Below are 12,468 nucleotides of genomic sequence, written 5' to 3'. Positions count from 1 at the left end.
GCCGTGGTGCGCAAGCTCTACGAGCTGGTTGGCAGCGACGCGACACGTCCGTTCAGCCCGTATTGCTGGCGCACCCGTCTCGCCCTGGCGCACAAGGGGCTCGACGTTCAGACGATCCCCTGGCGCTTCACCGAGAAGGCGGCGATTGCGCCGCATGGCTCGGACAAGGTGCCGGTGCTGCTCGATGGCGACAAGACCGTCGTCGATTCCTGGGTCATCGCCACCTACCTCGAGGACACCTATCCCGACCGTCCGTCGCTGTTCGGCGGCGATGGCGGCCGGGCCATGGCGCGCATGATCAACGGCTGGGGAGATGTCGTCATCGTCGGCGGCCTGTTTCCGCTGATTGTCTTCGACATCTACCAAAACCATCTGCCTGCGGCCGACCAGGCCTACTTCCGCACGACGCGCGAGGCGCGGCTCGGCCGGACCCTGGAGGAGACAGCGGCAACCCGGGACAAGGGCATCGAGGTCTTCCGCAAGTCGCTCGATCCGCTGCGCCTGATGTTGCGGGCGCAGCCGTTCATCGGCGGTGCAGCGCCGAACTATGCCGACTACATCGTGTTCGGCGGCTTCCAGTGGGCGCGGGCGACCAGCCCGTTCAAGCTGCTCAAGGAAGAGGATGCCGTCTACGCCTGGCGCGAGCGACTGCTCGATGCGTTTGGCGGCCTCGCGCGCCAGTCGCCGGGGTACGAGGTCTAGCGATCAGGTCCGGGGTCTGCGGTGCTGTGCTCGCGCGGCTCACGATTGCGGCGCTGCGGCCGCAGCCGCTGCCCGCAGGCAGTCCGGGCACAGGCAGTCGCCGCCGGGCGTCTTCGGCATCGGCAGGCGGGCAGTCTCGGCGTGGCACCAGCAGGCGGTCGACAACTCGCAGCCGAACGCGGTGCCGCAGCGCTCGCAGACAAGGCGCCGTGCGGGCGGCGCGGCTGACGACGATTGGACGGCCGATTCGGTCACGGCTTCGGGACCTCGCGATTCAGAATCTCTCTTTGTGAGCCCTCATCCTGCGCCATGATGCGCGGAGAGGCGAGCCCGGACACCAGAGAATGACAATGGCCTGCATTGCGCAAGCGTGTCAGGCGATGCCGGGCACCGGCTCTGCGACCTCGGGAGCAGGCGCGGCGGGCCGCCCGGTCGGATGACGCAGCGCCGCCGCGTTCATCTGGCGCACCGAGCGTTCGGCATCACGTGCGATCTGCTTGCGGTCGGCACTCATGTCGTAGGCCGTCGCAGGTCCCCAGCTCACGGTGACGTCGACGGCGCCGGCGCGCAGCACGTCGAGCATGTGCGGGATCAGGTCGACATCGCCGTACCAGGCGAGCTTGTTGCGCAGCGCCCGGCCGGCGGGCACGCCGCCGAAGCCGACATAGGCGAGCGACAGCGGCTGCACGGTGATGCTGGCGTGATGGGTCGAGTTGCCGAGGGCGTGGTGCACGGAGCCGATCAGCGCCGAACGGAACGGCAGGATGCGGTTGCCGTCGCTCGAGGTGCCTTCGGCAAACAGCACCACGGTATCGCCGCCCGTGAGGCGGTCGCCCATTTCGCGCGCCACCGCGCCGGTCTTCTGCCGTCGCTCGCGCTCGATGAAGATCGTGCGCTGCAGTTTCGCCAGCCAGCCGAACAGCGGCCAGCGCGCGACCTCGTGCTTGGCGACAAACACCACCGGCGTCACCGCGGTCACGACAATGATGTCGAGCCAGGACACGTGATTGGACAGGATCAGCATCGGCCGGTCAGGGGCGCAGTGGCCCACCTGATGGATGCGGATGCCGATCACGGCGCAGACCGCGCGGTGGAACAGGTGCGGCACGATGCGCTGCAGACGATTGTCGAACACGATGCCGATCAGCTGGAACGGCAGCAGCACCAGCGTGAGCACGAGCAGGGTGATAACGATCAGGGGAAGGCGGATCATCGGGATTGAGCGGGCCGGTTGGATTGTTGGGCGGAGTGATACCGGGTCGGAGGCGTGAACGCGATGGTTCCTGACAAAAAAGTTCGAGTTCGCCGGCGCGCTGGTCGGGTGGCCACCTCATGAGCCGGACCTGAAAAATGGGCGGTCCCGGCCAGACGCGGCGACTGGCGAGGACCGCCCGATAGCATTGTCCGGCAAGATGGAGACTGGGGTTGCCGTATCAAATGCTCGTCTCTGAGAAAGGGCGCATGCCAGATTGCAAACCACGGCAACGCGCCCGGCACGCTTGATCAGCGACGGGGGGTCGATCAGCGCACGATCGAAAGGCTAGTGCGGTTTTGTTGTGCATTTATGACGTGGTTGGCGGAACGAAGGCCGTCCCGCCGGCCGGCCCGGCGCGCGATTGATGCACGGGTTCAAGGGGGTAGCCGCGGCGGGGCGACGGCCGGCGGGGAACGGTTGCTGCCGCAGGGCATCCACTTGTCCACAGCGCGTGCCGGTCTATTCGGCGGCGCCCAGCATGCCGCCGGCGTGGCCGCGAAGCCAGTCGCCATCGCCAGTACGGCGGGCGATCAGACGGTCGCGGTCGGCGGGATTGTCGGAGCGCCGGATCAGGTCCGTGATCGGGATATAGGTCAGCATGCGCCCGCCATCCGGCAGGACGGCGCAGCGGAAACGCAGCACCTGGCCGCTGCTGAGCCGCAGATCGACGGGCGTCGGATCGCCGCTGCGGACCTCTGCGATCCGTGCCGAGATGTAGGCGCCGACCTCGTCCTCGGGGATCTCGTAGGCGTGGATGTCGCGGCCGTGGTACATCAGCGCGACGAACGGCGGGCGGCTTGCGGCCTGCTCGTCGCTGAGGCGAAACATCTGGCGATAGGCGCGATTGATGAATTGCGCGCGGGTATCGGCATCGAGCAGGACGACGCCGACTTCCATCTGGTCGAGCGCTCCCGACAATCGTTCGACCGCGGCGCGCCGCTCGCGCTCGCGGGCCATCGCCGCGATGAAGCGAATGCGCAGCAGGCCGACGATGATGGCGACCAGCAATGTTGCGATCATGATCATGACGAGGCGGGCGAGGTCCGGGCTCGCGGCGGTGAGTGGCGCTGGCATCAGCGACCAGGCGGAGAACACGATGGCGATGAGCGCGCTGGCGAACCCGGCGCCGGTGCCGCCGAGTGCTGCGGACAGCGCGACCGCGCCAACGCCGAGCGAGGCGGGATCGACGACGACAGGGACGCGGCGGTCGATGACGGCGATCGCCGTCGCCATCGCCGCCGTCGCAAGAGGTCCCGATACCGTTCGCCAGTCCAAGCGCATAAGGGTCACCGTTCTCGCGCCAGCCTAACGTCCGAACTGTGTCGCGGTGACTTCGGTAACATCGTATTTTCGCGGTCGGGGCTAACACGCCTGCAACACGCGCGGCATGAATTTCGCGAGTTTTGTCTCAAATGCCGAGCGTCGGGTGGGGCGGAGGCCGGCGCGAACCGCGCTACTGCGGCGCCGGCGTGACGCGCAGCAGTCGCCCCGCCTGGCTGTCGGTCAGCAGCCACAGCGCGCCGTCCGGTCCTTGCCGCACGTCGCGGATGCGTTCGTTGAGGTTGTGCAGCAGGCGTTCCTCGCCGGTGACCTGGTCGCCGTCGAGCGACAGGCGCACCAGCATCTGGCCGGCGAGCGCGCCGGTGAACAGGCTGCCCTGCCAGCGCGGAAACATCGCGCCGGTGTAGAACGCCATGCCCGACGGCGCGATCGACGGCACCCAGTACTTGATCGGCTGCTCCATGCCGGCGCGTGCGGTGCTCTCGTGGATCCGGGCGCCGTTGTAGTCGATGCCATAACCGATCACCGGCCAGCCGTAGTTCTTGCCCTTCTCGATGATATTGACCTCGTCACCCCCGCGCGGGCCGTGCTCGATCTCCCACAGCGCGCCGGTCGCGGGATGGATGGCGAGGCCTTGCGGATTGCGATGGCCGTAGCTCCAGATCTCCGGGCGCGCGTCGTTGCGTCCGACGAACGGATTGTCCGGCGGCACCGAGCCGTCAGGACGAATGCGGATCAGTTTGCCGAGATGATTGGACAGGTTCTGCGCCTGGTCGCGATCGACGAAGTGTTCGCCGAGCGTGACGAACAGGTCGCCATCGGGCGCCTGTGCGATCCGGCAACCATAGTGCTGGCCCGACGACAGCGGGCCCTCCTGATGGAAGATCACCTTGACGTCGGCAAGGTGCGGCGCCGCGCCGCCGGCGTCGAGCGTGGCGCGTGCCACCGCGGTGCGGCCGCCGCTGCCGGCACGCTCGGCGTAGCAGAAATAGATCGTGTGGTTGGTTGCGAACGCAGTGTCGGTCGCGACATCGAGCAGGCCGCCCTGGCCTGACGCGCGCACCTCCGGCACCGCGCCGAGCGGCGGCGACAGCTTGCCGTCGCGGCCGACGATGCGCATGCGGCCGGCGCGCTCCGTGACGAGCATGCGGCCATCGGGCAGGAAGGCGAGGCCCCACGGATGCACGAGGCCGCCGGCCACGGTCTCGACCGAAAGCCGCCCGGCCGACGAATCGAACGAGGAATTGTCACCACGGGTGCTGGTGGCGATAGCGAGCGTGGTCAGCACGGTCGCGATCGTCAGCGATGTCGTCACCAGCAGGACAGGCGTCTTCATCGGGGCCTCTTTGCCGCGGCCGTCATCGATCGGGCGGGCGGGGTGGCGGCGGCGTGGATGTGGGGACGTGATCGGCGCGCCGGCTCGTGGTCACGCCGCGATCAGGCGCAGCGACAGCGCCGCGACATAGACGACCAGGCACAGCGACAGCGATCCGATCGCGAACGAGGCCGCGAGCACGTTTTGCAGGCGAGCCGCGGCAAGCGCCGCACGGTTGCCGAAACCATGGCCGTTATCTCGTGTTCCGGTTCGCAGGTCGGTGATGTTTCCAGCAATCGCGCTGCGCATCTGCGAACGGATATCGACACGAGAAATCATGTCTTCCGGTGTCATTGTCGCACCAGACGTTCGCGGCAACAACGCGGCGCGCGATCGTGCGAACGTCGGGGACACCAGCAACCGCATCATGACCGTTTCAATCCGGGCTCGAGGACTCTCCGGCCGCTTGACCGCTGGCCGGCTCACCACGTCACGTCGATTTTCACTGCGCGCCATCATCTGTTGTCCGCGGCCCGCTGGGCACACGGTCACGGCGCGCGAATCACCAGCGCCATCGAATGTGTCAGAGTCGGCGGACAAGATTGCGGCGGCTGTCGCTCGGACTGGGGCAAAACCAAGGCAACAAGCCGCCAAAAAACAGCTTGTCCCCGCTGTTCAGGCTTCGGCCGTGACGCCGGCTTCGCCCTCGGGCAGGACTGCAACAGGTGTCCAGTCCATCGCCACGAAACGCGGTTCCTGCTCGATGCGCGTCAGCCAGGCGCGGATCGCGGGAAACCCCGACAGGTCATAGTCGCAGAGATGCGCGACATGGGTGTAGCCGTAGAGTGCAATGTCGGCGACCGTGAGCTGATTGGCCGCGAAGTAGTCGCGGGTCTGCAGGTGCTGTTCCATGACCTGCAGGGCGCGGTAGCCGCGCTCCATCCAGTCCTCGAGCGAGTAGGCGTGCAGCTCGCGCCCGCCCTTGACCAGCGACAGCCAGAAGTACGCGGCGCCGATGTTCGGCTCGAGCGCATGCTGCTCGAAGAACATCCACTGCATGGCGTCGGCGCGGTCGAGCCGGCTCTCCGGCGCGAGCGGCGTGCCGATCGCGAGATACCACAGGATGGCGTTCGACTCAGCGAGGTAGCGGCCCTCGCCGACTTCCAGAAGCGGCACCTGGCCATTCGGATTCTTGGCGAGGAAATCGGGCGTGCGACTCTCGCCCTTGAGAATGTCGATCTCGATGGCGCGATAGGGGGTGTTCAGCAACGCCAGGGCAAGGCGGACCTTGTAGCTGTTGCCGGAGCGCTGCATCGTATAGAGCTTGTACATCGATCGTCGAACCACCCGCGCGCGTCTAGGGGCACGGCGGTCGCCCGCCTGCCGGTGCAACAATGGGATGTGTGTTGCTGCGCCGCAACCCCCCGAACTTTGAAAAAGTCGAAGTGCGCTGCAACATGGCGCGCGCCCGGTAAAACATGCTGTCGGCGTCGTGCCGTGCGTGATGCCGGCGCGGTCACGCCCGCGCGAAACGGTGATCGGGCCGGGTCACGTGCGCGCGATCGGCCAGCGCACGGCGCAGCGTCATCGCATAGAGCGCAAGGCCGACGAGCAGTCCCAGAGGAATGCCGGTCGCCCCGGCGACCGTGCGCGTCAACAGCGGCACGATCCAGGCGGCGGCCAGCATGCTGATCTCGCCGGCATGGAAGCCGCGCGCGAGGCCGTGGCGGACGAAGAAGACGATGGCGATCGCCAGCACCATGAGATCGTAGTCGAGCACGTAGGGCGTTGCGAGAAGGCAGGCCGTCGCCAGCGCGGACGCCTTGAGGTTGCCGTCGGCATTGCTGCGCCACAGCCAGGCGAGGCTGATCGCGAGCAGCGTGGCCAGTGCGAGCTGGCTCGCATAGGCGAGCGGCAGGCCGGCGCCCCACATGCGGGTCGCCGAGAAGATCGACTGGATCTTCTCCCAGCCGGTGCCGCCCTGTTCGAGGACCACCTGCTGGGTGAAGGTGGTCGAGGCGGCGAACGCCCGCCAGATGTCGGTGCCGAGCACCGCGAAAGTCGCGGCGATCAGCGCGATTACGGTCGCGGCGGCGGCGGCGATGGTTGTCCAGCGCCCGCTGACCACAAGCGCCAGCGGGATGAGAACACCGAACTGCGGCTTGTAGGCGAGCAGGCCGATCAGCACGCCGGCGAGCACGGGGCGGCGATCGAGCGTCAGCAACGCGCCGCCGAGCAGCGCGGCGGTCAGGAAGCCGTTCTGGCCGTGGCCGATGTTGACGAACACTGCGGGGAAGGCGAGGGCGACGAGCACGGCGTCCCGGCGCAGGCCGTCACGCTCCGGCACGGCCGCGCGAATGACGGCGACATAGGCGAGCCCGCTCGACACCAGCCAGAGCAGCAGGCCGAAGGCATAGGGCAGCATCGCGACGGCCGCCGCGACGGCGAGGAAGAACGGCGGATAATGCCAGCCGAAGAACGGCACGTCGCGGCCGCCGAACACGGCCTGCTCGGCGGCATGTTGCAGGGGCGGGTCGTAGGCGTCGGGCGCGCGGCCCTGCAGGGTCAGGGTGCCGGCGGCATAGACGTTGGAGAAGTCGGTTCCCAGGGGTTTGCCGTTGCGGTCGATCAGGTGATCGGACAGGGCGACCCAGGCGAGGCCCGCGGCCAGCATCAGCCCCAGCAACAGCAGGCTGTAGCCGCGGACACGTTCGCGTGTGAGCCAGCCGCCGGTGCTTACGGATCGGCAGACGGATTGCCCGACGGATTGCCAGAAATGAGCCATTTGCCGGTGAAATTTGATGAATGTTGCGCCGATGGTAGTGAGGGCGGCTTTAAGCTTTCCTAAGTCCCGGCGCACTCAGGGCGATCTTTTTGCCCATTCGTCTTGCGGTGCAATCGCGCCCCCTTTAGGGTGCCGCGCTGCCTGAAAAACCCGACTCGCGCGCGCTACAGCGTGGTCGCTTGCTAGGAGATGATGATGTCCTTCCTGTCTGCCTCGCTGTCCCGTGTGAAGCCGTCCGCCACGATCGCGGTCACGGACAAGGCGCGGCAGCTCAAAGCGGCGGGACGAAATGTCATCGGCCTCGGCGCCGGCGAGCCTGACTTCGATACCCCCGCTAACATCAAGCTGGCGGCGATTCACGCCATCGAAGCCGGCAAGACCAAGTACACCGCCGTGGACGGCATTCCCGAGCTGAAGGAGGCGATCATCGCCAAGTTCCAGCGGGAGAACGGCCTCGTCTACAAGCCGAACCAGATCTCGGTCGGCACCGGTGGCAAGCAGGTGCTGTACAATGCGCTGATGGCGACCATCAATCCGGGCGACGAGGTGATCATCCCGGCGCCGTACTGGGTCAGCTATCCCGAAATGGTGGCGCTGGCGGGCGGCGAATCCGTGCCGGTGGTGTGCACCGCGGAGCACGGTTTCAAGCTGCAGCCGGGCGAGCTCGAGCGTGCGATCACGCCGAAGACCAAGTGGCTGATCCTCAACTCGCCGTCGAACCCGACCGGCGCGGCCTATACCGCGGCCGAGCTCAAGGCGCTGACCGACGTGCTGGTGCGTCACCCCCATGTCTGGGTGATGACCGACGACATGTACGAACACCTCGTCTACGACGACTTCAAGTTCGCGACTCCGGCTGAGGTCGAGCCGCAGCTGCTCGACCGCACGCTGACCGTGAACGGTGTGTCGAAAGCCTATTGCATGACCGGCTGGCGCATCGGCTATGCCGGCGGCCCGCGCGAGCTGATCGCGGCGATGGCGACGATCCAGTCGCAGTCGACCTCGAACCCGTCCTCGATCGCCCAGTGGGCGGCGGTGGAAGCGCTCAACGGCCCGCAGGACTTCATCGGCGAGAACAACAAGGTGTTCAAGGAGCGCCGCGATCTCGTGGTGGCGATGCTGAATCAGGCGACAGGGATCCACTGCCCGCGGCCGGAAGGTGCGTTCTACGTCTATCCGTCCTGCGCCGGCACCATCGGCAAGACCACGCCGTCGGGCAAGACCATCGCCACGGATGAAGATTTCGTGACCGAACTGCTGGAGAGCGAAGGCGTCGCGGTGGTGCAGGGCTCGGCGTTCGGCCTTGGCCCGGCTTTCCGCATCTCCTACGCCACGAAAACCTCCGATCTCGAGGACGCCTGCAAGCGCATTCAACGTTTTTGCGGCAATCTTCGGTAACCTTTGAACTGTTTTCGTCTGGCTCACGACAAAATTCGCGGCTTTTTTTAGAAAGTGCCTTGTTTTTGACACGGCATTTGCTTCATCGTCGGGCCGCGCTCACGCGTTCCAAATTCTTAATCTCCGGAGTCTCAGAATATGCGCTTCAAAGCCCTTCTCGGCCTGGCCGCCGCGTCGCTTCTTGCCTCATTTGCATCCGCCAATGCGCAGCAGGGCGTGCAGGTCGGCATTCTCGAATGCCAGGGCGGTCAGAACGTCGGTTTCGTCGTTGGTTCGGCGACCGAGCTCGAGTGCGTCTTCCGCAGCAATGACGGTCGCGCGGTCCAGCCGTACATCGCCAGCATCCACCGCTTCGGTCTCGACCTCGGCGTGACCCAGCAGACCGGCCTTGCCTGGGCCGTGCATGCTCCGACCTATCGCGTGGGCCCGGGCGCTCTCGCCGGTCACTACGGTGGCGTTGGCGCCAACGCGACTGTCGGCGTCGGCGTCGGCGCGAACCTCCTCGTCGGCGGTTCGGCCAATGCGTTCTCGCTGCAGCCGCTCAGCCTGCAGGGCCAGACCGGCCTCGCCGCTGTTGCCGGCATCGTCGATGTCGAGCTGCGTCCGGCCGACGTTCGCCCGGCCCGCCGTGCGCACCGCCGTCATCATCATCGTCACCATCACTAAGACGATTGATCGACTGGTTTGAGAGAGGCCCGCGTCAAGCGGGCCTCTTTTTTTGTGGCTGCCCGTTCGCAGCCGCAGCCGGCGGCGGATCGCCGCGGGCCGTTCATTGAACATTCAGCGCGGCTGTGAATTAATGAACTCCCTGCATTGTTCGCGTGCCCTGTTCTTGCCGCTCGTTTCCCGCCATCCCCCACACATCACCGGAGATCATCCCATGCGTCGTCTTTCAGCCCTTGTCGGTGCTGCCGCCGCCATGCTCGTTGCCTCGTTCACGGCCGCCAGCGCCCAGCAGTCGCGCGTGCAGGTCGGCGTGCTGGAATGCCGTGGTGGCGCCAGCACGGGCTTCATCGTCGGTTCGGTCACGAACCTGTCGTGCCGGCTCACCGCCGATGGCCGCCGGCCGGACTTCTATGTCGCGCAGATCCGCAAGATCGGCCTCGATCTCGGCATCACCGAGCAGAGCGCGCTCAGCTGGGCGGTGTTCGCGCCGACAGCCCGCATCGGCCGGGGCGATCTGTCCGGCAAATATGCCGGCGTGCAGGGCAGCGCGACCGTCGGCGTCGGCCTCGGCGGCAATGCGCTGATCGGGGGTTCGGCGAACTCCTTCGCGCTGCAGCCGCTGAGCGTGCAGGGCCAGGTCGGCGTCAGCGTCGCGGCGGGCATCGCCGAGCTCACGCTGCGTCCGGGTCGCTGACGCCTGGTTGCAGGCCGATATTTTCAATCGGAAAGGCCCGCGCGAGCGGGCCTTTTTTGTTGCTGGTTTCGTTGCTTGCGCAATCAGTGTTGCAGCGGGGCGATTGCCGAAGGCCTTCGCCGCTGGTTCCCGCGGATCGCCGGCGACCGGTCTGACATGTTGCGGAGCCGCAAAGTTTCCTCCTTGCCAACGCTCCGGGGGCCTGAGACGATCACATGTGCCGACCCAATCATGGGCCGAGCTCCAGTCAGGAGGCGGCAATGGGACATGACGTCAGAAGTCCCCGAGGTCCACGGTGCATCGCATTGGTGGGCCCTTTCCAGAGCGGTAAAACCACACTTCTCGAAGCCATCCTCGCGCGCACCGGCGCGATCCCCAAAGCAGGTACGGTCGAAGGTGGCACCACCTTCGGAGATGCGTCACCGGAGGCCCGCGCCCATCGCATGAGTGTGTCACTGACCGCGGCGACGGTCAGCTTCATGGGCGACAGCTATACCTTCATCGACTGCCCGGGCTCTGTGGAGTTCATCCACGACATGCGCGCGGCGCTGCCCGCGGTCGACGCGGCGGTGGTGGTGTGCGAAGCCGACGAGCGCAAGCTGCCGCAACTGCAGATCATCATGCGCGAACTCGAGGATCTCGGCATTCCCCGCTTCCTGTTCCTGAACAAGATCGACAAGGCCGATGCCCGCGTGCGCGACACGCTGGCGACGCTGCAGCCGGCGTCGCGCGTGCCGCTGGTGCTGCGGCAGATCCCGATCTGGGCCGACAACATCGTCACCGGATTCGTCGACCTCGCGCTCGAGCGTGCGTTCGTCTACCGCGAGCATCTGCCCTCGGAGGTGATCTCGCTCGATGGCGGCGATCTTGATCGTGAGAAGGAAGCGCGCTTCACCATGCTGGAGAAGCTTGCCGATCACGACGACCGTCTGATGGAGCAACTGCTCGAGGATATTCCGCCGCCACGCGATGCGGTGTTCGACGATCTCGCGCGGGAACTGCGCGAAGGGCAGATCTGTCCGGTGCTGCTGGGGTCGGCGGTCCGTGAGAACGGCGTGCTGCGGCTGATGAAGGCGCTGCGCCATGAATGTCCCGGTGTCGAGGCGACCGCCGAACGGCTCGGCGTCAAGGCCAGCGGCAAGGACGCGGTCGCCTATGTGCTCAAGACCGCGCATCTCCAGCACGGCGGCAAGCTGTCGCTCAGCCGCGTGCTGGCCGGCCGCCTCGACGATGGCGCGACTCTCCTGTCGTCGCGCGGCGAGGCGGCACGCATCTCCGGCATGTCGGCGGCATCCGCGGCGACCGATACCAAGCGCACGTCGGCGGAGACCGGCGATGTCGTCGCGCTCGGCAAGCTCGATGCGGTCCGCACCGGCGATACGCTGTCGTCGGGCAAGACCGCGCCGAAGGCGCTGATCGAGATCGCGCCGCTGTCGCCGGTGCTGGCGATCGCGCTCGCCGCCGTCGACCGCAAGGACGACGTCAAGCTGGGACAGGCACTCGCGCGCCTCAACGATGAGGACCCCTCGCTGACCATGATCCACGATCCCATCAGCCACGAGATCGTGGTGTGGGGCCAGGGCGAGATGCATCTGCGCGTGGCGCTGGAGCGGCTGCGCGACCGCTTCGGCGTCACGGTCAAGCAGCATGCGCCTGCGGTGGGCTACCAGGAGACCATCCGCAAGCCGATGACCCAGCGTGGCCGGCACAAGAAGCAGTCCGGTGGCCATGGCCAGTTCGGCGACGTGGTGCTCGACATCAAGCCGCTGCCGCGCGGCGGCGGTTTCGCCTTCACCGAAAAGATCGTCGGCGGCGCGGTGCCGCGCAACTACATTCCGGCGGTCGAAGACGGGGTGAAGGACGGCCTGTTGCGCGGGCCGCTCGGCTTCCCGGTGATCGACGTCGCGGTGACGCTGACCGACGGCTCCTATCACAGCGTCGATTCCTCGGACCTCGCTTTCCGCACGGCGGCGCGGACCGGGATGAACGAAGCGCTGCCGCAGTGCCAGCCGGTGCTGCTGGAGCCGATCTACGAGGTCGAGATCGTCTGTCCGACCGACGCCACCGCCAAGATCAATGCGATCCTGTCGGGGCGCCGCGGCCAGATCCTGTCGTTCGACACCCGCGAGAACTGGAGCGGCTGGGACGCGGTCAAGGCGCTGATGCCGGAAGCGGAGATCGGCGACCTGATCGTGGAACTGCGCTCGGCGACGGCGGGTGCCGGCGGTTTCAGCCGCCGCTTCGACCACATGGCCGAGGTCACCGGCCGCGCGGCCGAGCAGATCATCGCCGCCCATCGCTCCGCGGCCGCCTGACAAGCGAGTGGAGGCCACCTCCGGCAAGGGCCGCAAAACCTGCGGCCCTTTTTCATT

12 protein-coding genes are annotated in these 12,468 nt (G+C 66.9%); 5 read left to right on the top strand and 7 right to left on the bottom strand.

Annotated elements, in window-relative coordinates:
* Positions 1-3 precede the first annotated feature (3 nt).
* Complete coding sequence (locus tag JQ639_RS15670) at positions 4-702, top strand: glutathione S-transferase family protein (protein WP_211966839.1); 699 nt, start codon at positions 4-6, stop codon at positions 700-702.
* A 39-nt stretch (positions 703-741) separates the two neighbouring features.
* On the opposite strand, the gene JQ639_RS15665 is transcribed toward JQ639_RS15670, so the two are convergent.
* The 7 genes from JQ639_RS15665 to JQ639_RS15635 form a co-directional block, all read right to left on the bottom strand.
* A complete protein-coding gene (locus JQ639_RS15665; RefSeq protein ID WP_211966840.1) occupies positions 742-957 on the bottom strand; it encodes a cysteine-rich CWC family protein in 216 nt (71 codons plus the stop codon).
* Between the two features lie 118 nt (positions 958-1,075).
* A complete protein-coding gene (gene olsA, locus JQ639_RS15660) occupies positions 1,076-1,915 on the bottom strand; it encodes a lyso-ornithine lipid O-acyltransferase (protein ID WP_211966841.1) in 840 nt (279 codons plus the stop codon).
* Between the two features lie 501 nt (positions 1,916-2,416).
* Complete coding sequence (locus JQ639_RS15655) at positions 2,417-3,190, bottom strand: PAS-domain containing protein (protein ID WP_249123178.1); 774 nt, start codon at positions 3,188-3,190, stop codon at positions 2,417-2,419.
* Between the two features lie 220 nt (positions 3,191-3,410).
* The gene (locus JQ639_RS15650) at positions 3,411-4,574 is read right to left on the bottom strand and encodes a PQQ-dependent sugar dehydrogenase (protein ID WP_211966843.1); all 1,164 of its coding nucleotides are present in this window, start codon (positions 4,572-4,574) and stop codon (positions 3,411-3,413) included.
* 90 nt (positions 4,575-4,664) lie between these two features.
* Positions 4,665-5,069, bottom strand: a complete 405-nt coding sequence (locus tag JQ639_RS35310) for a hypothetical protein (protein ID WP_249123179.1) — start codon at positions 5,067-5,069, stop codon at positions 4,665-4,667.
* Positions 5,070-5,228: 159 nt separating this feature from the next.
* Entirely contained in the window at positions 5,229-5,885 is a 657-nt protein-coding gene (locus tag JQ639_RS15640) for a glutathione S-transferase family protein (RefSeq protein WP_211966844.1), read from the bottom strand.
* Between the two features lie 184 nt (positions 5,886-6,069).
* Entirely contained in the window at positions 6,070-7,338 is a 1,269-nt protein-coding gene (locus JQ639_RS15635; RefSeq protein ID WP_211966845.1) for a glycosyltransferase family 87 protein, read from the bottom strand.
* Positions 7,339-7,533: 195 nt separating this feature from the next.
* Between JQ639_RS15635 and JQ639_RS15630 the strand changes: the two genes are divergently transcribed.
* The 4 genes from JQ639_RS15630 (at position 7,534) to JQ639_RS15615 (ending at position 12,411) form a co-directional block, all read left to right on the top strand.
* A complete protein-coding gene (locus tag JQ639_RS15630; protein WP_211966846.1) occupies positions 7,534-8,736 on the top strand; it encodes a pyridoxal phosphate-dependent aminotransferase in 1,203 nt (400 codons plus the stop codon).
* A gap of 138 nt (positions 8,737-8,874) precedes the next feature.
* Entirely contained in the window at positions 8,875-9,402 is a 528-nt protein-coding gene (locus JQ639_RS15625) for a DUF992 domain-containing protein (protein WP_211966847.1), read from the top strand.
* Positions 9,403-9,616: 214 nt separating this feature from the next.
* Positions 9,617-10,096, top strand: a complete 480-nt coding sequence (locus tag JQ639_RS15620) for a DUF992 domain-containing protein (protein WP_211966848.1) — start codon at positions 9,617-9,619, stop codon at positions 10,094-10,096.
* A gap of 260 nt (positions 10,097-10,356) precedes the next feature.
* Entirely contained in the window at positions 10,357-12,411 is a 2,055-nt protein-coding gene (locus JQ639_RS15615; RefSeq protein ID WP_211966849.1) for an elongation factor G, read from the top strand.
* Positions 12,412-12,468: the final 57 nt, after the last annotated feature.

Source organism: Bradyrhizobium sp. U87765 SZCCT0048 (assembly GCF_018131225.1).
Lineage (GTDB): Bacteria > Pseudomonadota > Alphaproteobacteria > Rhizobiales > Xanthobacteraceae > Bradyrhizobium_A.
This window is presented reverse-complemented; position numbering and strand designations above follow the sequence as displayed.

Excerpts from the sequence above, each read along its gene's own strand:
- olsA (WP_211966841.1), bottom strand. The coding sequence starts at position 1,915 with ATGATCCGCCTTCCCCTGATCGTTATCACCCTGCTCGTGCTCACGCTG.
- JQ639_RS15655 (WP_249123178.1), bottom strand. The coding sequence starts at position 3,190 with ATGGCGACGGCGATCGCCGTCATCGACCGCCGCGTCCCTGTCGTCGTC.
- JQ639_RS15650 (WP_211966843.1), bottom strand. The coding sequence starts at position 4,574 with ATGAAGACGCCTGTCCTGCTGGTGACGACATCGCTGACGATCGCGACC.
- JQ639_RS35310 (WP_249123179.1), bottom strand. The coding sequence starts at position 5,069 with ATGGCGCGCAGTGAAAATCGACGTGACGTGGTGAGCCGGCCAGCGGTC.
- JQ639_RS15640 (WP_211966844.1), bottom strand. The coding sequence starts at position 5,885 with ATGTACAAGCTCTATACGATGCAGCGCTCCGGCAACAGCTACAAGGTC.
- JQ639_RS15635 (WP_211966845.1), bottom strand. The coding sequence starts at position 7,338 with ATGGCTCATTTCTGGCAATCCGTCGGGCAATCCGTCTGCCGATCCGTA.
- JQ639_RS15630 (WP_211966846.1), top strand. The coding sequence starts at position 7,534 with ATGTCCTTCCTGTCTGCCTCGCTGTCCCGTGTGAAGCCGTCCGCCACG.
- JQ639_RS15625 (WP_211966847.1), top strand. The coding sequence starts at position 8,875 with ATGCGCTTCAAAGCCCTTCTCGGCCTGGCCGCCGCGTCGCTTCTTGCC.
- JQ639_RS15620 (WP_211966848.1), top strand. The coding sequence starts at position 9,617 with ATGCGTCGTCTTTCAGCCCTTGTCGGTGCTGCCGCCGCCATGCTCGTT.
- JQ639_RS15615 (WP_211966849.1), top strand. The coding sequence starts at position 10,357 with ATGGGACATGACGTCAGAAGTCCCCGAGGTCCACGGTGCATCGCATTG.